21 protein-coding genes are annotated in these 22799 nt (G+C 68.7%); 13 read left to right on the forward strand and 8 right to left on the reverse strand.

The features are described 5' to 3' along the window. Positions 1-87: 87 nt before the first annotated feature. From J7I98_RS19805 to J7I98_RS19820, 4 genes are all read right to left on the reverse strand, one after another. Positions 88-864 carry a GntR family transcriptional regulator gene (locus tag J7I98_RS19805; protein WP_308377866.1) on the reverse strand — a complete coding sequence of 259 codons (777 nt, stop codon included), beginning with the start codon at positions 862-864 and terminating at the stop codon, positions 88-90. A gap of 68 nt (positions 865-932) precedes the next feature. Beyond that, the gene (locus J7I98_RS19810) at positions 933-2147 is read right to left on the reverse strand and encodes a low temperature requirement protein A (RefSeq protein WP_251020892.1); all 1215 of its coding nucleotides are present in this window, start codon (positions 2145-2147) and stop codon (positions 933-935) included. 16 nt (positions 2148-2163) lie between these two features. Next, a complete protein-coding gene (locus J7I98_RS19815; RefSeq protein WP_214922100.1) occupies positions 2164-3051 on the reverse strand; it encodes a hypothetical protein in 888 nt (295 codons plus the stop codon). A 194-nt stretch (positions 3052-3245) separates the two neighbouring features. After that, positions 3246-4583 (reverse strand): ROK family transcriptional regulator, encoded by a 1338-nt coding sequence (locus tag J7I98_RS19820; protein ID WP_214922101.1) that lies wholly within the window; start codon positions 4581-4583, stop codon positions 3246-3248. Positions 4584-4639: 56 nt separating this feature from the next. Here J7I98_RS19820 and J7I98_RS19825 point away from each other — a divergent pair, with 56 nt between their 5' ends. Both J7I98_RS19825 and J7I98_RS19830 read left to right on the forward strand, forming a co-directional pair. Then, positions 4640-5752, forward strand: coding sequence for a Gfo/Idh/MocA family oxidoreductase (locus J7I98_RS19825; RefSeq protein WP_214922102.1), 1113 nt, complete (start codon positions 4640-4642; stop codon positions 5750-5752). After that, positions 5749-6252, forward strand: a complete 504-nt coding sequence (locus J7I98_RS19830) for a heme-degrading domain-containing protein (RefSeq protein WP_214922103.1) — start codon at positions 5749-5751, stop codon at positions 6250-6252. Before J7I98_RS19825 ends, J7I98_RS19830 begins: the two co-directional genes overlap by 4 nt. Positions 6253-6371: 119 nt before the next feature. Here J7I98_RS19830 and J7I98_RS19835 read toward each other — a convergent pair whose 3' ends face one another. The 3 genes from J7I98_RS19835 to J7I98_RS19845 all read right to left on the reverse strand — a co-directional run bounded on the left by J7I98_RS19835 (position 6372) and on the right by J7I98_RS19845 (position 8555). Continuing rightward, on the reverse strand, positions 6372-7229 hold the full coding sequence (locus J7I98_RS19835; protein WP_214922104.1) for a fumarylacetoacetate hydrolase family protein: 858 nt from the start codon (positions 7227-7229) through the stop codon (positions 6372-6374). Positions 7230-7353: 124 nt separating this feature from the next. Then, on the reverse strand, positions 7354-8115 hold the full coding sequence (locus tag J7I98_RS19840) for a membrane protein insertase YidC (protein ID WP_214922105.1): 762 nt from the start codon (positions 8113-8115) through the stop codon (positions 7354-7356). A 125-nt stretch (positions 8116-8240) separates the two neighbouring features. Continuing rightward, positions 8241-8555, reverse strand: coding sequence for a DUF6412 domain-containing protein (locus tag J7I98_RS19845; protein ID WP_214922106.1), 315 nt, complete (start codon positions 8553-8555; stop codon positions 8241-8243). A 165-nt stretch (positions 8556-8720) separates the two neighbouring features. On the opposite strand from J7I98_RS19845, the gene J7I98_RS19850 reads away from it, so the two are divergent. Next, positions 8721-10100 carry an erythromycin esterase family protein gene (locus J7I98_RS19850; RefSeq protein ID WP_214922107.1) on the forward strand — a complete coding sequence of 460 codons (1380 nt, stop codon included), beginning with the start codon at positions 8721-8723 and terminating at the stop codon, positions 10098-10100. An 8-nt stretch (positions 10101-10108) separates the two neighbouring features. Here J7I98_RS19850 and J7I98_RS19855 read toward each other — a convergent pair whose 3' ends face one another. Then, complete coding sequence (locus J7I98_RS19855) at positions 10109-10915, reverse strand: class E sortase (RefSeq protein ID WP_374225155.1); 807 nt, start codon at positions 10913-10915, stop codon at positions 10109-10111. Between the two features lie 121 nt (positions 10916-11036). Here J7I98_RS19855 and J7I98_RS19860 point away from each other — a divergent pair, with 121 nt between their 5' ends. From J7I98_RS19860 to J7I98_RS42585, 10 genes are all read left to right on the forward strand, one after another. Next, entirely contained in the window at positions 11037-12053 is a 1017-nt protein-coding gene (locus J7I98_RS19860) for an SEC-C metal-binding domain-containing protein (RefSeq protein WP_214922108.1), read from the forward strand. A 201-nt stretch (positions 12054-12254) separates the two neighbouring features. Next, positions 12255-12692, forward strand: coding sequence for a hypothetical protein (locus tag J7I98_RS19865; protein ID WP_214922109.1), 438 nt, complete (start codon positions 12255-12257; stop codon positions 12690-12692). Between the two features lie 3 nt (positions 12693-12695). Further along, positions 12696-12998 (forward strand): hypothetical protein, encoded by a 303-nt coding sequence (locus J7I98_RS19870; RefSeq protein ID WP_214922110.1) that lies wholly within the window; start codon positions 12696-12698, stop codon positions 12996-12998. 29 nt (positions 12999-13027) lie between these two features. Then, on the forward strand, positions 13028-13555 hold the full coding sequence (locus J7I98_RS19875; RefSeq protein ID WP_214922111.1) for a hypothetical protein: 528 nt from the start codon (positions 13028-13030) through the stop codon (positions 13553-13555). 260 nt (positions 13556-13815) lie between these two features. After that, the gene (locus J7I98_RS19880; protein ID WP_214922306.1) at positions 13816-14211 is read left to right on the forward strand and encodes a very short patch repair endonuclease; all 396 of its coding nucleotides are present in this window, start codon (positions 13816-13818) and stop codon (positions 14209-14211) included. 278 nt (positions 14212-14489) lie between these two features. Continuing rightward, positions 14490-17045: a Z1 domain-containing protein gene (locus J7I98_RS19885; protein WP_214922112.1), complete on the forward strand. Its 2556-nt coding sequence runs from the start codon at positions 14490-14492 to the stop codon at positions 17043-17045. Next, positions 17042-18067, forward strand: coding sequence for a PD-(D/E)XK motif protein (locus tag J7I98_RS19890; RefSeq protein WP_214922113.1), 1026 nt, complete (start codon positions 17042-17044; stop codon positions 18065-18067). Before J7I98_RS19885 ends, J7I98_RS19890 begins: the two co-directional genes overlap by 4 nt. Continuing rightward, the gene (locus J7I98_RS19895) at positions 18064-20061 is read left to right on the forward strand and encodes a hypothetical protein (protein ID WP_214922114.1); all 1998 of its coding nucleotides are present in this window, start codon (positions 18064-18066) and stop codon (positions 20059-20061) included. The genes J7I98_RS19890 and J7I98_RS19895 overlap by 4 nt, the downstream gene beginning before the upstream one ends. Beyond that, positions 20058-20954: a hypothetical protein gene (locus J7I98_RS19900; RefSeq protein WP_214922115.1), complete on the forward strand. Its 897-nt coding sequence runs from the start codon at positions 20058-20060 to the stop codon at positions 20952-20954. Before J7I98_RS19895 ends, J7I98_RS19900 begins: the two co-directional genes overlap by 4 nt. Beyond that, entirely contained in the window at positions 20954-22798 is a 1845-nt protein-coding gene (locus tag J7I98_RS42585; protein WP_308377867.1) for a DUF6339 family protein, read from the forward strand. Before J7I98_RS19900 ends, J7I98_RS42585 begins: the two co-directional genes overlap by 1 nt. The last annotated feature ends 1 nt before the right edge of the window (position 22799 follow it).

Raw genomic sequence — 22799 nt, forward strand, 5'->3', positions numbered from 1 at the left:
CCGGCTTGACCTGCCCAGGCCGCGGCATCCAGGCACCTCCCGGAACCGCACCCTACCAGCCAACCCCTTAAGTCACTGGTATTGGGCCTAGCCCCGCTCCCCCAACCGCACCGTAAAGCTGAACCGATCCCCCCGGAACAACGTCCGCACCCGCTCCAGCGGCCGCCCCTCCACATCCCGCGAAAGCCGGTGGATCAGCAGCATCGGAAGCGCCGGCGGCGTCCCGATCAGCAGCGCCTCCCGGGGCGTCGCGAGGACCGTCTCGATGCGCTCGTCCGCGTCGCCGAAGGACACCCCGACGCGGTCGTGGAGGTACGCGTAGAAGGACGAGTCCGGCTCGAAGTCGACGTCCAGACGCGGAACCCGGGACACCGCCACGTACGTACTCTCCAGGCCGACCCGCTCGTCGTCCGCGAGCAGCACGCGCTCCATGTGCCAGACCGGTTCGCCGGTCTCCGCGCCGACGTCGGCAGCCAGCGCGGCCGGGCAGGGGAAGCGGTCGAGGCCGATGAGATTACGGCCCGGCCTCCGGTCCTGGCGGCGTACACCCTCCGTGTAGCTGGCGAGGGCCAGCGGCTGCTCCAGCTTCGGCCCGGCAACGACCGTGCCCCGCCCCTGGCGCCGGAGCCGCCCCTCCAGAAGAAGCTCGCGCAGCGCCTGGCGCACCGTCTCGCGGGAGACCTCGTACCGCACGGCGAGATCGCGCTCGGGGGGCAGCACATCGCCCTCGCTCAACTCACTCATCAGGGCGGCGATATGGGCCTTGACGGCGTAGTACTTGGGAATGCGGCCGTGCTCCGGGATGCCGGACCGGATGGGGGCGCCGGGGTCCTGGTGGTGCGTGTTCGCGTCTCGGATGTCCACGTACGGATCGTCGCAGACGATGTTGAACGCCCGGTGCGAGCGTCGCGTGGCGGCAGGGCGATGCCTGGTCAGCGTGCCGCTTCGGGGGGCGCCGTAGCCACGAGATACATCCCTGTCGCGACGGTGCACGCGGCCACCAGCCCGGCCAGCGGCACGGCCCAGTGCCCGGCGAAACTGGTGGGCAGTACGAGCAACGCGCCGACGAGCAGGACCAGATGCTGCGCCGCGCCCCGCTTGAAATGGCGCGCGTGCACAGCCCACACCGTGATCATGAAGAGGGCGGTGGGAACGGTGACCGCGAAGGAGGCCGCGAGCGTGGAGATGTGCGCATGGTGCGTCGCCTCTTCGACCGCCACTTCGATGCCGGCGCCGATCGCGGCGGCGGAGCCGAAGATCAGGTAGTGGCCGTAGCCCCAGACGAACGCCTGGCGGTTGGAGGCGAGATGTTCGTGAATGGGCACGGCGAAGTAGATCCAGAAGGCGGCGAAGACGATGACCAGTCCGCCGGCCGCGATCGGCAGCAGCTTGTCCAGGGCCGCTGATTCGTCCGGTGCGTCGAGGGCGGACTGTACGGCCACGGTGGCGGCGGCAATGGTCTCGCCGAGCATGATGATGGTGAACAGGCCGTAGCGTTCGGCGATGTGGTGCGGATGCCAGCTGGTCTGGTGGCGGTGCTCGGCGAAGACCGGCACGGCGAGCTCGGCGGCAGCCAGCAGCAGGAATCCCCACGTCCAGGCGGCGTCGGGCAGCCACAGCAGCACCACCCAGCCCGCCTGCACGACCACAAGGCCGGCGGCGAAGCGCAACGCGGTGCTTCTGGCGTCTCCGGTTTCGCCGTGCGCGGCCCGCAGCCACTGGAGGGTGAGCGCCACGCGCATGATCAGGTAGCCGAGGATCGCGATCCCGTAGTCGGCGTGGTCGAAGGCGCGCGGGACTCCGGCGGCCAGGACGAGAACGCCGGCGATCTGCACCAGGGTGGCGAGCCGGTAGGGGACGTCGTCGCAGTCGTACGCGGAGGCGAACCAGGTGAAGTTCACCCAGGCCCAGTAGATCGCGAAGAAGACGAACAGATAGCCGGTGATCCCGTGCCCGGCGTCGCCCTCGGCCACGGCGTGCACGAGCCGCGCCCCGGCCTGGGCGACCGCCACGACGAAGCACAGATCGAAGAACAGCTCCAGCGGGGTGGCCGCCCGGTGCGGCTCGTCGCGGCTGCGGGCCGTCATCCGCACCAGCGGGACGATATGGCGGCCGTGACCGGTTCCGCTGCGGGGCTGCTCGCTCATGGCCGGGTCTGCTCGCTCATCGGCCCCGGGGGCCGTTCGTCGCTCCGGGGCCCCGAAGGCGCCGGGATCCCGCGACGAGCGCGCCGCCGCCGAGGAGGAGTGCGCCCGCGGTGGCTCCGACCGGGAGCAGGTGGTCGCGGGGGCCGGTCATGGCGAGGGAGCCGCGGCGATGCTCGCCGATACGGGGGGTGGCGTCGTCGGGGCGGGCTGGGGTGGAGTCGGGGTCGCGGCCGGCATCGGCGGCGCCCGGTTCCTTCCCTTTCTCTGCTTCGTCCACGTCATCGGCGTCATCGGCCTCCGCCTTGTCGATGGCGAACCGGTAGTCGTTGGACTCGCCGACCCACTCGCCGTCGTCGCCGTGCCGCTGGACGACCGCGGCGTTGGTGACGACGTCGCCAGGTTGGGTCCCGGAGGCGAAGGTGAGCCGTACTTGCACGGTCACGGTCTTGTCGGCGGCGACGGTGAACCCGCGGAACCCGTTGGCGAATACGCCGATGTGCTCGTCCTCGTCGGTCTTCTCGAAGGGGACACGGCGCCAGCGCCGCACGTCCTCGTCGTAGAACTCGAACTTGGCCTGGGAGGAGGCGAGTTCACGGTCGCGGTCCGCGATGACGATGACGGGGTGGATGTTGTGGCAGCTCTCGTCGGTGACGTTGGCCAGTTCGAGGTACCAGTGCTTGAAGCCGCCGCCGGGGTGGTAGGTGTCCGGTCCGCCGCGCAGGCGGGTGCCGATGGGAAAGTCGGCGGAGTCGGGATCGCCGCAGGTCGGCTGCTGGTCGGCGGGTGGCGCGGGCGCGCTGGCGACGGCGGGGCGGAGAGGCGTCGCAGCGACCGCGAGCGCTGCCGGTGACATCGTGGCTGTCGCAACTCCGAGGGCGATGGCGGGGGCAATGCGCAGTCGCATGGGGAGCCTTTGCAGATCGCGGAGCGGTCGGTCCGTCAGCCGGACGGTGGGTGGGTCGGTCGGTCGGTCGGTGGGTCGGAGTCATCCGGTCATGGCCCGTGACCCTGCCACGCGCGCGCGACCGACCGCGCGGGACACGCCCCGCACGCGGTCATACAGTCCTCAGATTCCCCCCGACGGCCCAAACCGGACCCTCACCCGGGGAACGCCACATCCGCATGCCCGAAGACCGGCGCGAGCACCAACTGCGCGGCCCCCTCCGCGACTCCGTACCCGTGCCCTCCCCCCGCGACAGCGACCGGCACAGCAGCAGCACCGCCCTCGCGCCGCGCGAGCTCACCGAGCACCTCGCCCACGCCTCGTACGAAAACCTCTTCATGGGCGGCGACGACACGACCGCCGAGCAGTACGCGGTCGATGTCGAGCAGGCCGACGAGATTGGCGGCCCCGGCGCCGAGGACCCGTGCGGCCTCGGCGATGTCGCCGCGGGCGACGGCGGCGAGGCACAGCGCCTCGATGCAGCCGCGACCGCCGCAGTCGCAGGCGGGGCCGTCGAGCTGCAACGTCTGGTGCCCGAATTCCCCCGCCCCGGTCCGCGCCCCGCGATACAGCGCACCACCGAGTACGAGACCGGCGCCGAGCCCGGTACCGAGATGGAGGTACGCGAAGGACCCGCCGGAGGGCCGGGCCCGCAGGGCGAGCCCGAGGGCGGCGGCGTTGGTGTCCTTGTCGACGACGACCGGCAGCCCGAGCCGCGCACCGAGTACGTCCCGCAACGCGAACCCGTCCCACTGCGGAAACCCGGTGACGCGATGCAGCACCCCGCGCCGGTGGTCCAACGGCCCGGGCGCGGCCACCCCGACCCCGAGCACCCGCCCGGCAGGCACGGGACCCGGCGCCCCGGACTCCCGTACCGGAACGGCAACCTCCCGTACCCGATCCTCGGCCGAGGCCTCCCGTACAGCGGACGCGACCTCCCCTGCCGGAGCCGCAACCTCCCGTACCGCCGACGCGACCTGCCCCACCAAAGCCCCCGCCTCCCGTACCGGAGCAGCGGCCGCATTCTCCCGCGCAGCAGACGCAGCCTCCCCCACCCGACCCGCGACCTCCCGCACAACGGCCCCGACCTCCCGTACCGCCGCCGCGACCACCGCCTCCGCGCCCGCCCCGAAATCCAGCGGCGCGCTCCGCGCGGCCACCGTCGACCCGGCCAGGTCCACCAGAACCGCCGTCAGCTCATCGCGGTCCAGGTGCAGCCCGACCGCGTACCCCGCATCCGGCACCAGCCGCAGTACGGTCCGCGGCTTGCCACCCGTCGAGGCGCGTCGGCCCGCCTCCGCCACCAGCCCGTCCGCCCGCAGCCGGGCGGTGATCTTGCTGACCGCCTGGGGCGTGAGCCCCGTGCGTTCGGCGAGCTCGAGCCGGCTGATGCCGCCCTCGCCCGCCGTGCGCAGCAGGTCGAGTACCAGCGCCGCGTTGTGGCTGCGCAGCGCCGGCAGGTTTACGCCCGTACCCGTACTGGTCCTGTTCACGGCCCCATTGTCCCCTGCGCTTGCACTTTGGCAACAGCGTTGCTTAAGTGGGGAGCATGACTGGCACCGGCACCGCCCATGGCACCGACACCCGCGCCCCGCTGCGCGTAGGACTCGTGGGCTACGGCCTCGCGGGCTCCGTCTTCCACGCCCCGCTCATCGCCACCACCGAGGGCCTCGCCCTCGACACGGTCGTCACCTCGAACCCGGAGCGGCAGGAGCAGGCCCGCGCGGAGTTTCCCGACGTCCGCCTCGCGGCCTCGCCCGACGAGCTGTGGGAGCGCGCGGACGAGCTCGACCTCGTCGTGATCGCCTCGCCCAACAAGACCCACGTCCCGATCGCGACCGCCGCCCTCGAAGCGGGCCTGCCGGTCGTCGTGGACAAGCCGATCGCCGGCACCGCCGCCGAGGCGCGCGAGCTGGCCGCCCTCGCCGGCGAGCGCGGCCTGCTGCTCTCCGTCTTCCAGAACCGCCGCTGGGACAACGACTTCCTCACCCTCCAGCAGCTGATCGCCGCCGGCGAGCTCGGCGACGTACAGCGCTTCGAGTCACGGTTCGAGCGGTGGCGGCCGCAGACCAAGGGCGGCTGGCGCGAGTCGGGCGACCCGGCGGAGATCGGCGGGCTGCTGTTCGACCTGGGCAGCCACGTCGTCGACCAGGCGCTGGTCCTCTTCGGCCCGGCGGCCCAGGTGTACGCCGAGTCCGATGTACGCCGCCCCGGCGCCGAGGCCGACGACGACACGTTCATCGCGATCACTCACACGAACGGTGTCCGCTCCCACCTCTACGTGAGCGCCACCACCGCCCAGCTCGGCCCGCGCTTTCGCGTGCTCGGCTCGCGCGCGGGCTTCGTGAAGTACGGCCTGGACCCGCAGGAGTCGGCCCTTCGCGAGGGCAGGCGTCCTGCGGCGGACGAGAGCTGGGGCGAGGAACCGGAGTCGGCCTGGGGCCACGTCGGCGCGGGCGAGTCCCCGCTGACGGGCGGCGGCACCCCCGTCCGTACGCTGCCGGGCGACTACCCGGCGTTCTACGCGGCGATCGCCACCGCCCTGCGGGACGGCACCGCACCCCCGGTCACCGCCGAACAGGCGGCAGCGGCCCTGGACGTACTGGAGGCGGCGCGGCGCTCGGCCCGCGCGGGCATCACGGTGGGGATGATCCCCGCATGAGCCACACAAGTCACACGAGCCACACGACCCCCGGGAACCCTGTGAGCCCCACGATCGCCGAGCTGGTCGCCCAGGAACGCCGCCTGACACTCCCCCGCTTCACCCACGAGGACGCCTGGGCGCTGGGCAGCCTGCTCGTCGAGCTGGCGACCGAGCGCAATGTCCCGGTCGCCATCGACATCCGACGGGGCGCGCAACAGCTCTTCCACTGCGCCCTGCCGGGGTCGAGCGCCGACAACGACGCGTGGATCGACCGGAAGCGGCGGGTCGTCGAGCGGTACGCGGAGAGCTCGTACCTGGTCGGCACGCGCTTCCGCGCCAAGGGGACGACGTTCGAGGACTCCTCGCGCCTGGACCCGGATGTGTACGCGGCGCACGGCGGGGCGTTCCCGATCGCGGTGGAGGGAGCGGGCGTAATCGGCACGGTCACGGTCTCCGGCCTGCCCCAGGCGGAAGATCACGCACTGGTGGTCGAGGCCCTGGAACGCTTCACGGAGTAGGGCACCGCCCGAGGGCCAGGGACTGGGGCGGGGGCTGAGGGCAGGCGGCTGAGGGCAGGGTGCTGAGGCGCAGCCCCAGCCCCCCTCCCCCAGCCGGAAGGCACGACGCCAGACGGACGCTACGCGTCCTTCAGCTCCTGCCGCTGCCGCCCCAGCCCCTCAACCTCGAGCTCCACCACATCGCCCGACCGCAGGTACGGCTTCGGCTCCGGCTGCCCCATGGCAACCCCCGCCGGCGTACCCGTGTTGATCACGTCACCCGGGTACAGCGTCATGAACTGACTGACGTACCGCACCACTTCACCGACCGAGAAGATCTGATCGGCGGTGGTGCCGTTCTGCTTCAGCTCGCCGTTGACCCAGAGTTTCAGACCCAGCGCCTGCGGGTCCGGCACCTCGTCCGCAGTCACGAGCCACGGACCCAGCGGGTTGAACGTCTCGCAGTTCTTGCCCTTGTCCCACGTGCCGCCGCGCTCGATCTGGAACTCTCGCTCGGAGACGTCGTGCGCGACCGCGTACCCCGCGACATGCGCGAGGCCCTCGTCCGCCGAGTCCAGGTAGCGGGCGGTGCGCCCGATGACGACGGCAAGCTCGACTTCCCAGTCGGTCTTGGTGCTGCCGCGCGGTACGAGAACGGTGTCGTCGGGGCCGACGACCGTGTCCGGGGCCTTGAAGAAGATGATGGGCTCGGCCGGAATCGCCGCGCCCGTCTCGGCCGCGTGGTCGTGGTAGTTCAACCCGATACACACGATTTTTCCGATACGAGCGAGCGGCGGCCCGACCCGGTCCGCACCCCCGTCGATCACCGGCAGTTCACCGGCGGCGGCAGCAGCCCGTACCCGACCGAGGGCGGCCTCGTCGGCGAGCAGGTCCCCGTCGATGTCCGGGACGAGGCCCGACAGATCCCTGAGCGTCCCGTCCTGGTCGAGCAGTGCCGGACGTTCGGCTCCCGCCGCCCCCACACGCAGCAGCTTCATGGTCAGTCTCCTCTGGTCGAGTGTCGCGCCCGGCGCCCGGCCGATGGACTGCTGCCATCGGAGGATTGGCTGATCCTCCAAGGTCAGGGTCCAGTCTGCAAGACCCCGTTCACAGACTGGACCTTTACGCGGCAGTAGCTACGGGCTCCCCGGCGACCGGAACATCCCGGTAAAGGACGGCTCGCTCAACCGCACTCCAGGTGGTGCTGGTGACGACGTACAACGCGGCGGCCAGCGGCACGACGGCCACCGTGATGAGCGTCGCGAAGGACATCCACGGCATCACCTTGGCCATGGCCCCCATGGCTCCTTCCGCCCCTTCCGCTCCGGCACCGGGCAGCTGCGGCGCAGGCATGCCCGCCATCTGCTGCTTGGTACGCCGGAAATTGAACGTGGCCACCGCCGCCACGACCGCGAACAACGCGACGTACACCAGTCCCTGCGCCCCGAAGACCCCGCCGTCCGCGAGCGCGTCGGTCCAGCGGTCGCCGAGCGGGCTGGCGAAGAGCACGTGCCCGAGAAGCTCATTCGATTTCCCTCCGATCTGCCGGCTGGAGAAGAGGTGGTACATGAGGAAGAACGCGGGCAGCTGGAAGAGGCTGGGCAGGCAGCCGGACAGCGGCGAGACCTTCTCCGCCGCGTGCAGCTCCAAGATCGCCTTCTGGAGGCGCTCCGGATTCTTGCCGTGCTTCTTGCGCAGCTCGGCGATCTGCGGCGCGAGCTTGGTGCGGGCTTTCTGCCCCCGGGCCGCCGCCCTCGACAGGGGGTGGATGGCGAGTCGTACGCACGCGGTGAAGAGGACGATCGCGGCCGCCATGGCCGCGGTGTGGAAGAACGGTTCGAGCAGGTCCGCGAGGTCGGCGACCAGGTTGGCGAAAACGGACATGGTGGTTGAGCCCTCCGAGGGTCTCGTCGTGCCGGAAATCAGAAGAATCGGCATGACGACCCGCGTGGGCGCGGCGAGCTGCAGAAGAGAGCAGCAGAGAACGGAACCGAAAGCGGCGCGCGCCCCTACGCGATGGTCGTCGTCAGACGACGACCCGGCGCTCGGGGCCTCGTACGCCCACGCGCATCGGGATCTCGCTGGGGCAGAAACGCGGTGCGCTGCTCACGGTCACGTATCGCTGTACGAACCCGGGTGCGCGGCACGGCGGGGACGGAGCGCGCGGAGATGACCGCACAGACGGCGAGCGCGGAACCGGCGGCGGCGGTTGCGGCGACCGCGACGGCGGCGGAGAAGCTGCCGTTGTCGATGAGGAGGACTTCGGTAAGGAGGAAGAGCGCAAGACCGACAGTGCGCACAAGCCGCGCCGAGTAACTGATCATGCTTCCCCCTCTCTCCACTACTCCTGACGAACATCGCGCCCCGCAGGTTCCCCGAATGCAAGAAAAACCCCGGACCTACTGCGCTCCGCAAGGGGGCCCTAGGTACACCCCGGTTGGGGGCACAGACCCATCGCCCGGGCAAGGGCCCCTCAACAGAATCACCACATGACGACGAACAAGCCCTCAACTCACCAGCGAACCAGGACCCTTGACCGCCGCAGCCTGCTGCGAACAGCCGCAATCACCATCGCGGCAACGACAGCGACAACAACGGCGACCGCGACCGCAAGCACGCACGCCACCCCCACCCCCCTACAAGCCCTGAGCCGCCACGCCCATCCCCTGACCGACCTGAACCACCTCAGCCGCATGATCGGAGGTGCCCGCGTAGTCGGACTGGGCGAGGCCGGCCACAGCGCCCACGAGTTCTTCACGCTCAAGCACCGCGTCTTCGGGCATCTCGTCGCGACCAAGGGCTTCACCACCTTCGCCCTCGAAGCGAGCTGGAGCACCGGGCTGCGCCTCGACGACTACGTGGTGCACGGCACCGGCGATCCGGAGCAGATCATGAGCGAGGAATTCCAGGGCCAGTACATGTTCTGGGACACCGAGGAGTACCTGGACCTGATCCGCTGGATGCGCCACTACAACACCGCCCACCCCACCAGGCCAACGCTCCGCTTCATCGGCAACGACCTCGGCTACTCCGGCCGGGACGTCTTCGACCGCGTAGCCGCCTACCTCACGGCCCACCGCCCCGACCTGGCCCCCCGTATCACCGCACTGCACGCGGACCTGAAGCCCGGCGTCGGCACCCAGGCGGGCGAGTGGATGCAGCGGCAGCTGACCAAGGACCTCACGCTGCGCCGGGCCGACGCCGACCGGGCACGGCGAGCCCTCACCCTGCTGCGCGAGCAGGGCCACCCGAAGAACCGGAACCACCACACGGAACGGGCGTACGCCGAGACGCTCCAACACGCCACCGCGATCACGCAGAGCTTCACCGCCTACGCATTCCCCGACGAACAGTTCCCGGAGCGGATGCGCTACCGCGACAAGGCGATGGCGGCCAACACCGCCTGGTGGCTCGACCACACGAACGACGGCGGCAAGATCCTTCTCGCCTCCAACAACGGCCACGTCGCGTACACCAGCGACAACCCGGCGCAGTTCCCGGAGCCGACCGGCGCGCACCTGCGCGAACGACTGGGCAGGCGCTACGTCAGCATCGGCCTGACCTTCAACCAGGGCGCCATAAACGCACTCCCCGACTACACCGCACAGCACCCCAAGACGTACGAGGTACCGCCCGCGCCCGCAGGCCACAACGAACACACGCTCGACCAGGTCCGCCCCGGCGGCCACGCCGACTACGCCCTCGACCTGCGCACAGCACCACCAGCGGCCCGCGACTGGCTGGCGACACCGCGCCCCACCCGCTCGTACGGCCTGTACTGGTCACCCGACGCCCCGGAAACGGCCCTGACCAGCTCCTACGACATCCTCATCCACCTGCACGAGACAGAGGCAGCCCACCTTCGCTGAGCGACTGCCTACCGCGGCCGCATGGACGCCAGCTTCCCCCACACCACCAGCCGGTACTTGGACGTGTACTCGGGCGTGCAGGTAGTAAGCGTCAAGTAATAACCGGACTCGCTGTACCCGACCCCCGTACGGACGTTGCTCCGCGGAACCTTCGCGATCACCCCGCCGTCACGCGCCGAAGTCTGCGCAAGCCCCTTGTCGACGACGTACGTATAAACGGCGTCCCGGGTCTCGACCCTGATCTCGTCCCCCCGGCGCAGCCGGTTGATGTAGCGGAAGGGCTCCCCGTGCGTATTGCGATGCCCGGCGAGCGCAAAGTTCCCGGCCCGGCCCGGCTGCGCGGTCTGCGGGTAGTGCCCGACGTACCCCTTGTCGAGCACGCCGCCCTTGCTGACGCCCTGCGCGACGGGCGCGGTCACGCCGAGGCGGGGGATGCGGAGGATGGCGTAGGCCTGATCCCAGCGGGGAGGCCCTGGCTTGGGCGTGACACGACGCGGGGAGGCCGCCCCGGGACTCTCACCGGCGGCCTCAGGCGTAGGACTGGCATCCGGCACAACGGGCGCATCAGGCACGCCACCACCCACGTCACCCGCCCCCACCGCCCACTCCCGCTCCAGCGCCTGCACCTTGCGCTCGGCACCTTCACGGGCCTGGCGGTTCGTCCACCACAGCTGGTGTACGACGAGAAGCAGGACGACGACTCCGAACGTCACCGCGACCTCGGCGCCCGCCCACAGCCCACGCGCCGCAGCCGCACGCCCCCTGGAGGCGCGCTGCACCACAACCGGAATCCGCCTCTGCTCCCGCTCCCGCACGCCGGGCACGATAAGACGTACCCCGGCAACTCTCCAGAGTCACGCCTGGCCCGAATCCCCTCCGACCTCTGTCGCTCCGGGCTCTCTCACCACCGCGCCGTACAGCAGTACGGTGTTCATCATGCGCTCCGATACGCCTGCCGATCACGCCGACCACACCGCCGAAGCCGATCGACTGCTGCGCACCGCGGCGCAGTACCCCGAAGACCAGGAACCCCTGTACCTCCAGGCCGCGGCCCACCTGGAGCTGTCCGGCGACCGAGCCCGGGCAGCGACCCTGTACGACAACCTGCTGGCCGCGTCCCCCGAGAACCCCGCCCTCGTAAAGGCCCTGAAGGCCGCCAACCTGTGGGAGTACGGCCACGAGGCCGAGGCCCGCGCGATCATCGACGGCATCCGCGCCACGGCCCCGCGCGAGGCGGCGCCGTGGGAGATCATCGCGGAGGCGCTGGAGGCCCACGACGAGCTCCAGGCGTCGCACGACTGCTTCACGACGGCACTGACCCTCCTGGTGGACCCCGCGGAAGAGGTCCCGTACGCCGCCCAGTCACTCCTCATCGGCCGCCACCGCGTAGGCCGCCTCCTGGGCCTGCCGCACGACGAGTGGGACACCCTGGCCGACCTCGTCCACGCCGGCACCGTCCCCCTGGACGAACTCCACGACCCGAAGCGCCTGTGGGCGCTGGGCTCGGACAACCCGGCGGAGCTGAAGGCGGAAATCGCCCGCCTGCACGCCGAGTTGGGCACCTACCGCACGGCACTCTCCCGCCCGTTCCCGGTAGCGATGCTGCACTGGCCGGAGCAGGAACTGACCGAACTCCTGGCGGCGTACCCGTCCCTGACGACGGAATACCCGTCCCACGCAGCGCACTTGGCGGCAATCGAGTCATCCCTACGAGACCTGTCGTCCACAGGCACACAAAACCTGGGCATCGTCACGGCCACGGTCCCCTCCTACGAGGCCTTCGCAGCCTCGGAGGGCTCCTCCCCCACAGACGCCTCACTCCTCCCCCAATACGCCACAACCCTGGCAGCCCGAGGCCTGGCCGTCCCTTGGCCCCCGGCCCGTAACGCCCCGTGCTGGTGCGGCTCATCGGTCCTGTACCGGAACTGCCACGGGACTCCGACCCTGCAATGAGCCTCCACGCGTAACTGATCACCGCAGCAGGTCGGCTTCATCGCCTCCCCGGCTTCCTGATGCGATTCTCAGCCAAACTGCAGCCCCTCGTGACCGGTACTCGTCGTAAGCCTGTTCGGGTGGCGATCCACGCATAGCGTTCACACCGTTCCACCCCGTCCCATCCAGGCGACGGGGAAGGCTACGTAGGGGGAACGCAATATGCGTAACGTACGTACAGGGATCTTCGCCGTTTCGGCGGCAATGGTGATGGCGGGGGCCGCATCGGCTCCGGCAATGGCCGACGACACGGGGGCCCAGCACGTCATCACCTGCAAGTGGAACAGGAACGCAGGAACTCCGTGGGGGTCCACGGCTACTCAGGTTACGGGGTACGTCCAGGTTCTCTGCTCGGACCGACTCGACGACGCCAACACCCGGGCGCAGCTGCAGATTTACCGTAGTGGCGGATGGAAGAATCACGGCGCGGGAGTCACCAGCTACAGCACAGCTAGGACGATCCACGTCAACGACAAGGCCGCCAAGCGCATCGGCAGCTGGTACTACCGCGCCAAGGGAACCCACTTCGGGCAGCACGGCAACGTCTTCACGCTGCCGACGTACTACAGCCCGCAGCGCTCGCTCTGGAGGCGTGGCTAAAGCATGCGAGAAGTATCCAAGGACGCGCGTGAACTGCTGGCGCTTGCCGGTGAGATCGCGCGTATCCGCAGCGCCCCCGAGTGCACGAGCAGGGATCTCGCCATCGCGGCGGTCGCCTACCGGCTGATTGCTGCGGAACGCGATCCGGAGAACGCTCTGCCCAGCCTGTCCCCTGAGATGCTCCCCTTGGGGGCACCCTTGGAGCGGGTACTGACAGGGACGTCGGGGAGCGTGGAATTCTCCGAGCTGCGGGAACTCGCGGCCCGGGAGAATCCGGATCTCGCGGAGTACTTGGGGACTGCGTGAAGGCTTGGATAATTGCTGCGGGGCTGCCCATGGTGCTTTTCGGCGCCGCGTGTGCGGCCCCGCAGTCACAGCAGCTGAAGGATGTCCTGCCCGAGGGCTGGAAGCAGGAGCCGCTGATCGAGGGCGCGGATTCGGCAGTGTCCGCTGTGTCGCCGAAGGCGTGTACGCCACTGTATGAGGCACTGGACGGGGCTTCGGCCAGCGGTGAGGGCCAGGGATTCAGGAATGCTGCGGGCACCTACCTCTTCGCGCGAGACGTGAAGGATGAGGGCCTCGCCGCTGTCGTGGACAAGGCCGGGAACGGCTGTTCAACGATGCGGATGCGGTATGACTCGGCGCAGATCGTTTACAGAGTCCAACGGGAAGCCGGCGAGGGTACCGTCCTGCGACTGACCGCAACCGACGACGGGGGCCAGCAGATCGCCCACATGCTGGTGGGCGTGAAATCCGGCCCGGGGTCGACCCGGCTGGTGCGAGTCCTGAATTCGGAGAGCTCCCTGACAAAAGCTGATTCCGACGCGCTGCGGCTGGCACTGGACCCGGCAATCGCGTTGTAGGCCCTACCGACCGCCGCAAGCCCACAAGGCGGGGCGGTTCAGTTCGACCGCCCTGCTCAGGCGGTACGCCCCGGTTGGCGCGGGGAGGGGGGATGGCCGAGCGTACGAGCAAGTCGTGCCCGCGAGGTCGCTGATAGTGCGGGCGCTTCGCTGTGCGTGTTCGGTCGCGCTGCCGGGGTTTCAGTGATCTGAAAGGGCCGCGCCGGCAGAATGCTCAGGTGCCCGATCCCATCCCCTCCTCCGCTGCCGTTTCGGCCCGCATGAGCCGCCAGGGTTCCCGCGACACCGCCGCCGAGATCGCTGTGCGCAAGATTCTCCACGCTGCGGGCCTGCGCTATCGCGTGAACGTCCCCGTGCCCGGGATGCCCCGCCGCACGATCGATATCGTCTTCGGACCGGCCAAAGTCGCGGTCTTCCTCGACGGCTGCTTCTGGCACGGATGCCCGAAGCACGCGACCCAGCCGAAGTCCAATGCCGAATGGTGGCGCACCAAGCTCGACAAGAACATGGCTCGCGACCGGGAAACGACGGAGCACTTGGAGGCGGAGGGGTGGACTGTCCTGCGTTTCTGGGAGCACGCGCCGGCAGAGGACGTCGCGCGGCGGATCACCGCCGCTGTGGCGTCCAAGCGGCGCCCCTCGGTGGGGCCTGGCTGAAGGCCTTGGCGACATTCGGTCCGTCCCAGGCCGCATGTCGGATCGGCTGGCGCAGGTCCGCTCCTCCACGAGTCGCACGTCCTGTCGCGGTGTGACAGTCGATCGTGACCTTGTTTCGCTCACCAGCGCTCATGTCACCCAATAGTGTGTAGGCACTGCATATGAGGGGTGTGCCGGGTCCCAGTTTGCATGCGTCGTTCACGGAGTAATCTGGAAGAGACGGCGTGGCTCTGCGGAAACCGGCCTGGGCGATCGAGGGCGGGAGACGGTCGACTTTCATGACCGAAGAATTCGACGACATGTACGGGACGTTTAAGGCGCTCTTGGACGCGTTTCCCCCTGCCGAGGCAGTCAAACGCCTGGAACAACTCGGCATCAGCCCGGAACTCGTTCAGCACATCCGTGGGCGGCACGAGCAGCAGACCATCCGGATCAAGGAGCTCGAGGAACCGCACGCAGTGGTTCTGGGCAACCGCGACACCTGGTACACCGGTCCGCACGCCAAGGATAAGTGCTGGCCCACGATCGTAGATCTGTTGCGCAAAGATGGATGGCCCCAGGAGCCGTCGATCAAGAGCCTTGACGATTCCTCCACCCGCGTCGTCTCGCTGCTCAACCATCCGAAGGAGAAGGCGTTCTCCACGCGAGGCCTCGTCGTCGGGTACGTGCAGTCCGGCAAGACGACCAACTTCACCTCGGTCATGGCCAAGGCGGCCGACCGCGGCTACAAGCTCTTCATCGTCCTGGCCGGCATCCACAACGGCCTCCGGCGCCAGACCCAGGCCCGACTGGTGCAGCAGCTCGTGGAGCCGAATCCTTCGATGTGGTCCCAACTGACCGGACCCGACAAGGACTTCACCCCACAGGAGAACCCGGCCTCCTACTTCGGGAAGAGCAACAAGACGCACGTGCTGTGCGTGGTGAAGAAGAATGCGACGGTACTGCGCAAGCTCGCCCGATGGCTCGAGAAGGCGTCCGACTACCTCGAGGACTGCCCCGCGCTGATCATCGACGACGAAGCCGATCAGGCCACCGTGGCAACGAAGTCGATCAATCCGCTGATCCTGGACATTATGGGCTCCCTGCCGAAGTCCGCCTACGTCGGGTACACGGCCTCGCCCTTCGCGAACCTGCTGATCGACCCGAGCGCAAAGGACCTGTATCCCGAGGACTTTGTCGTCAACCTTCCCAAGCCCGAAGGGCACTTCGGTACCGAGGTCCTCTTCGGGCGCTACGCGCTCGACGGTGAGGACCCGGAACAGGTCGACGACGGTCACGACATGATCCGGTCGGTCCCCGAGGACGACGTGTCATGCGTGCGCCCCGGGACTAGGGCCGACATCGAAGGCTTCGAGCCTGTCATCACCGACACCCTTCGCAGAGCAGTCGAATACTTCTGGCTGGTCACGGCCGCTCGGCGTGTACGTGGTACCGGAAACCCGCACAGCACGATGCTGATCCACACCAGCGTCAACACCGCTGTACACAACAGCTTCAAACGGCCGCTGGAGCATCTGCGCGAGCAGTCTGCGCGGTCCTTGGCAGACACCGGCTTTCTCTCCGGGCTGCGTCACCTGTGGGAGCAGGAGACCGACCGTGTCCCGGCCGAGGACTTCGGTGAGACGACGGTGCCGTTCGAGCGGTTGGTGCTCGAGCTGCCCGGAGTCCTCAGCAGTTGTCGCGTCATCATGGACAACTCGAGCAGCGAGAACCGCCTCGACTACGAGAACGGCCAGGTCGTGGCGATCGCCGTGGGCGGAAATACGCTTTCGCGAGGACTGACGCTCGAAGGCCTGTCGGTCAGCTATTTCGTCCGCGCCGTCTCGGCATACGACACGCTGTTGCAGATGGGGCGTTGGTTCGGCTTCCGGAACGGCTACGCCGACCTGCCCCGGATCTGGATGACGGACGAGCTGGCCGAGTGGTTCCGGCACTTGGCCACAGTCGAGACCGAGATGCGCCGCGACATCGACGTCTACATGACCGAGGACGAAACTCCCTTCACCTTCGCCGTCCGCCTGCGCACACATCCGGCCCTGCGTGTGACCGCGGCTGCCAAGATGCGCGATGCCGTTACGGCGGCCTCGTCCTACGGCGGCAAGCGGGTCCAGACCCACTACTTCCACACCAATGCCGACTGGCTGCGCCGGAACATCGAAGCCGCACGCGACCTGGTCGCCGCCTCTGCCGCGAACGCAGTCAGGATTGAGGAACGCTCCGCTGAAGCCCGGTACGTCTTCCGTGACGTGCCGCACGACGTCGTGACCGACTTCCTGTCGACCTACAGGTTCCACGAGAAGTCCCCGGAGAACGATGCGGACCTGATCATCGATTACATCCGGAAACGAGTCGCCACGGCTGGCTCGCTGGGCCGATGGAACGTCGCAATCGTCGGCAACCTCGGAGGGGAGAACGACTTCACCTTTGCTCCCGGTGTGACCGTCGGACTCAACGTCCGTGCCCGCCTTGCTGTAACCAACCCCGATCCGGACTTCGCCGACATCAAGACGCTGATGAGCCGTCGTGACGCCGCGGTGGACCTGGACGGGGACACGGCGAAGCTGCCTGAAAAGGGCATCATGGACATCCGCCGCGCCAAACTTCCGGACACCGGCCTGCTGGTCCTGTACCCGATCGACAAGGTGTCGGAGCCGAGCCCATCGAAGAAGCTGCGCGCGCCCCTGAACGCCGAGGAACACGTGATCGGCATCGGACTGGTCTTCCCTGAGCCGCGGGACGGGGACAGCGAGGTGGAGAAGTACATATCCGCCGACCTGTCCAACGTGTGGATCGAGGAAGAGGACTACAGCCTCCTCGACAGCGAGGACGCATGAACGACGACGCGCTCCGCAGGCTCGTCGACGAGCGCTGGACCGCGCTCGAGGCCGAGCAGACCACGGGTGACCGGCGCCTGCGGGTTTCACAGTTGCCTGTCGTCGTCGAGAGTGGCCCGTTGGCGGTGGCCATCGACCACGACGGGCACCGCCACGTCCTGGTACCGATCCACTCGCACCGCAAGGTTCGTCCCGGCCTGGACGGCCCCGTGCTCCGGTTGCGCAAGCAGGCACTCGAGGACGAGGAGACCTACCAGACCTACGCCGATCTCGCCTGCCTCCGCGACGACCTGAGCGATCTGTTCACGGAACTGTGCGTGGACGTGCTGGACGCGGCCCACGAACTGCCCGAGAACCCCGTCAAGGCGCTCTACCGTGTTCTCGACCGTTGGAAGGCCCTCTTCCGAACGCAGGGAACGGGCCTGGGGCCGGATCAACTTGCCGGGCTATTCGGCGAGTTGACCGTACTCAATCGGCTTCTCGAGCAGGACCCGAGCGCGTACCGGCTCTGGCGCGGCCCCGAGGGGCACCGCCACGACTTCTCGGCCGGGACCACCGCAGTCGAGGTGAAGTCGAGCACTGCAAGCGAAGGACGAAGGCCGCGGATCCACGGGCTCGACCAGCTCGAAGTGCCGGAGGGCGGGACGCTGTGCCTGGCCTGGTTCCGCCTGCACCGCACAGCCGTGAGCAGTGCAGGCACCGCGTTCGTGGAGGCGGTCGGCGAGGCACTTCGTCTGTGCGACGACGAGGGCGCGCTCCTCGATCTGCTTGCGGGAGCCGGATACCGCCCGTCCGACGCCGACCTCTACCACGATGTGCGCTTCGTGATCAGCGAGGAGAGGTGGTATCGGGTCGTCCCCGGTTTCCCCGGGCTCACGGGCCAGGAACTCAGCGCGGCCGGTGTGCCGGTGTCGGTACTGGACGTCGAGTACACCATCGACCTGTCCGGTGAGGCCCCTGCTCCTCTGTCGCCCGGCCAGGTGTCCGAAATGATCGACAGCTTGATCCTGGAGTCCGTGTGACGGAGCCCCGCTGGTTCTCCCAGCCCTACCCTCCGGAAGGCGCGAGCGCCGCCGAGGGCATCCGCAACCAGCTCGGACGCCCGGAACTCGACCTGCTCACCATCCTGGTGCGCGAGTCGGCCCAGAACAGCTGGGACGCCCGTCTCATGCCGTCTTCCACTCCCGTCGACTACCGCATCGACATGTGGACGGTCGGCCCGGCCCACGCCGGCGCGTGGCGGGAAATTCTGCTCGACGGCGCGCCCGCCGGCGCGGAGAACTTCCCGCTGCGCGAGACGCTCAGGCGCGGCTCGATTCAGGTCCTGGCCGTCTCCGACCGCGGTACCCGAGGGCTCGGAGGGCCCACCCGTGCCGACGACGCCGTGGGCCCCGACCACGACTTCGTCTCCTTCATCCGCAACATGGGCGAGCCGCGCGAAACCGCGCTGGGTGGTGGCACCTACGGCTTCGGCAAGGGCATCTTCTACCTGCTGTCAAAGTCCGGAACCGTCCTGGTGCACTCTCGCTGCCGCACCGCCAAGGGAGGTCACGAGACCCGGCTCATCGGCTGCACCCTCTGGAAGAGCTACGTCGCCGCCGGGCCCTGTGGAAGCCGCCGCTACACCGGTCGGCACTGGTGGGGCAACACCTCGGGAGACATCGTCGAACCCCTGGTCGGCCAAGAGGCCGAGGCCACGGCTCGGCGTCTTGGCCTCAGACCCTTCGGTCCTGAGGAGACCGGGACGACCGTCGTCGTCATTGATCCGAACCTGGACGAGCTCGAGCCGTCCGAGGCTGCCGATTACCTGGCAGAGAGCATTACCTGGCACCTCTGGCCAAAGATGATCTCCAACGTTGGCAAGTCACCCGCTATGGGCTTCTCCGTCACCTGTGACGGTGTCCAACACACCGTGCCGGATCCGCGGGAGACCCGCCCGCTCAACATGTTCGTCGCCGCCTACGAGATGATGACCGGCCCGGACGGCAGCGATCTGCATTGCTTGAAGCCCAAGCGGTATCTGGGGCGCCTCGGTCTGGTGAAACGGATCATGCCGTCACTGGAACCGACCCGTGCGTCCCGCATGCTCGACATCGAGGATCTCGTACATCACGTCTGTCTGATGCGGCCCGCAGAGCTCGTCGTCACGTACCTGCCCGGGCCGAAGCCCCCCAGCGTGAACCAGGGCTACGCCGGCGTCTTCCGGGCCGACGAAGACATGGACGAGATCTACGCGAAGGCCGAACCACCCACGCACGACGCCTGGCACCCACAGTCGCTCGACAGACCCGAGAGCACCTTCGTGCAAACGACGTTCAGACGCATTGCCGAGGCTCAGGAGCGTCTGCTCTCCCTCGGCGGCGTCGCGCGTCCCGGAGCCAGCAATGTCGCACTAGGTGCGGCCAGTTCGCTCTTCTCTGGATTGGTGGGCGGAGCCTGGGGGATCGGTGGAGCCACTGCCTACTCCAAGCCGGGCAGCACTGCCACACGCGCCGCGAAGCCGGATGACGCGGAGGAGAGCACGACCCGTTCGGCTCCGGGCCGTCCCGTTCCGAAGGCGGCACCGTCCGGTACGGGAGGGCCCTCCGCCGACGGAACGGTCGGTCCGGGCGGTCTCGGCGCCGAAGGGCAGTCGTTCACCGATGCGCCGGGAAGCAATGGAACCGGCATGCCGCGCCGTCGTCCGCGAGTGCAGTACGTCGGCGACCCCTACTACGACGATCGCGGCAACACCTCTGTACTCGTCCAGGAGTTCCGGCTGCCCGTGCCCGGGCCGCAGCGGGTTCGGATCGACCTTGCCGTCACACTCCCCGGTACCGGCGGGCGCGAGACGGATCCGCCCATTGGGGCGAGCATGCCCATGCTCATCGGCTGGGAGGACGGCGACGGGCGCCTGTATGCCACCGAGACATACGTGATCGCGGGCAGCGAGTCTGTCTGGCGTGCCCTGGTGCGACCGGCCCCCGACACCATGACCGAGATCGGCATCAAGGTCGAGGCGGTGATGACCCCGTGACTCGGCGCGTTCTTCCGTACCGCATCCCGGCCGCGGACGTCATAGCCGCCGAGGAGTGGTTGCTGGCGACCGAGGACGGCGATGTCGTCATGCCCGAGGCGCTGCCGGACTGGGATTACCAGATGGACCTGCACCTGCGCAGGACTGTCCGTGTCGACATGGATCGGGCGCGTTCGCAGTCGGGCCTTCCGACCGACGCGGCGCTCATGCTCGCGGCCGTGTGGACGGCCACCGGGTCCAACCTCAGCGGGCCGGCGCAACACGTGCGCCTGGCCGAAAGTGGCACGAACACGGTGGAGTTCGATGTCCGACTCCGGGGTGCCGATCTGGGCGGCCTGCTCCTCCTGGACACCGCTCTCGTCCTGGCCGAGCGCCGGAGCGACGCCCGTCCCTCCTCCCCTCGCCGGGCCGGCTCTGTTCTGTGGAGTGATCGGGAGTCGCTGCGCCTCCAGGGCGACGCGCCGCAGTTCCCCATGGCCGTGATCGACTTCTCCCGAACGTCCTTTCCCGATGACGCAGCCTGGCACTTGCAGATCAGCGGGGGCCTGGAGAGCGCCACCATGGGGTCCCTGCTCCTACTCGTCAATGAGCGGAACACGGTCACCGCCACCGCGTTCGAGAACGCCGGCAAGCCCCGCCAAGTGGATCGGATCGTGCTCTCCGCGGTGTACGCGGACGCCGCCCGGATCATGATCGAGCACGCACTCAACAACGACGACTTCGCCGAGGACGCAGACTTCCCCGACGGCTCACTGGGCGCCACCCTGCTGAGTCAGTTCGACCACCTCTTCCCGGGACAGTCGATTACTGACATCCGTCTGCGCCGACGACAGTCACCCGCTCTGTTCGCCTCGGATCTGCAGGCAGCGGTCAAGATCTTCGAGGTGTCGTGATGAGCTTCCTCTACCCCCGATTGCTCGCCGAACAGGCCAGACCGGTCTTCGAGGAGTACCGTCACCTGACAATCGCCGAGCTGACCGGTCGAGTGGCCATCGCCCACGAGTCGGCGGTGTACGTGGCCACCGGTGGTGACCGCGTCTCCGCCGCTCGGCTTCAGGAACTGCGTGCAGGCGTCGTCGACCTCGCCAAGCATGCCGGTTTCCCTGACGACTCCGACCGTGCGCGCAACGCCGACTTCGACCTCCGGCTCGCCGCTCTGCTGCACGCCGAGATGGGCATGGTGCCTGCCGAGGCCGCCTCACGGGACGTCTGGGCCTTCCTCGCACTCGTCCTGCTCCCGGACGTCGCCTTCTGGCGCTACCCGCAGCCGCCCAAGGACCGCATCCTCGGCACGGACCTCACCCGGCACGTCTTCGGCCGACTGTGGTGGCGGGCCCAGCTCGTGCGCTCCTCCGACGACCCGGAGCCGTACGGCGCCCTCAAGATCCTCGGTGAGGCCGCGTTCGACCAGATCTACGCACGCCGAGCCGCGCTCGGCGGAAGCCCGCACATGGTCCGGGCCATCCTCCGCGTCTGGAAAGACCTCGATCTGTCCGGCCTGAACGAACGCGAGACCCTGCGCGACTTCCTCAAGAGGCTGCTGCGGCTCGCCCCGTTCGTGCTCTTCGACGGCGTCGAGGAGCACGCGCTGGACCATGAACTGCGCGCGGTCGCCCAGGAGTCGGTCGACGCCCAACGGCTCAGTTCCCAGCCCGCCGGGGACGGCGCTGCGCAGACCGAGCAGGGCACGGCCCAAAGCGGCGTTGCCGACGAACGGTCCGCAAGCGCCTCGCCGAGGGAGAACACACCGATTGCACAGTCTGCTCCGGCGGCGTCGGTCGATCCTCGCCGGTTCAGGTCGGTGGAGATCTGTGCCGGAGCAGGAGCGCAAGCGCTTGGACTCGAGCGTGCCGGGTTCGACCCCGTACTGCTCATCGACAGCAAGGCCGACGCCTGCTTCACGATCGACCTCAACCGACCTGAGTGGGACGTGGTCTGCATGGACATCGTACGTTTCCACCCGAGCATGCGCCCCGAGACTCTAGGCGTCGATCTCATCAGCGGTGGACTCCCACGCGTAAAGTCCTCGGCCACTGTCGGTCGCGCCGAGGATACGGAGGAGCGCGGAGTTCTCAGGGCTGCGATCGGTCTGGCACGCGACATCAACCCGAAAGCCGTGCTCTTGGAGAACGTCCCGGACCTGGTCGAGAGCCCGGGCTTCGAGGCTGACCGGTCGTGGATCGAAAACGAGCTCAGGAATGCGGGCTACCACTGGAGTTGGCGAGTCATCAATGCCGCAGGCTTCGGCGTGCCGCAGAACCGCAGCAGCGGCTTCCTGGTCGCCCTGCAGGACCCGTACTTCTCCCGATTCTCCTGGCCCGCGCCGGACGAGCTGCCGCCCCCGACCGTCGGCCAGGTCCTCGGCCCTTCCATGTCCGCATACGGATGGCCCGGCGCAGAACGCTGGATCAAGGGTGCCGACCGCATCGCGCCCGCACTCGTCGGAGGCTCCGACCGCCGGGGCGGCGCCGACCTCGGTCCCACCGGCACCAAGAAGGCATGGGCTGCGCTCGGCGTGAACGGCAACAGCCTCGGCGACGAACCCCCAGGCGCGGACTTCCCTGCGGACGAACAACCCAAGCTGACCGTCGACCAGGCCGCGTTGATCCAGGCGATCCCCCAGGAGTGGCGCTTCTTCGGTGGCAAGACGTCCAGGTATCGCCAGATCGGCCATGCTATGCCGCCGCCTCTCGCGACCGCTGTCGGTCGCGCAATCGCAGCCGCCCTGCGAAGCTAAG

The organism is Streptomyces sp. ISL-98 (assembly GCF_018614055.1).
Lineage (GTDB): Bacteria > Actinomycetota > Actinomycetes > Streptomycetales > Streptomycetaceae > Streptomyces > Streptomyces spiramyceticus.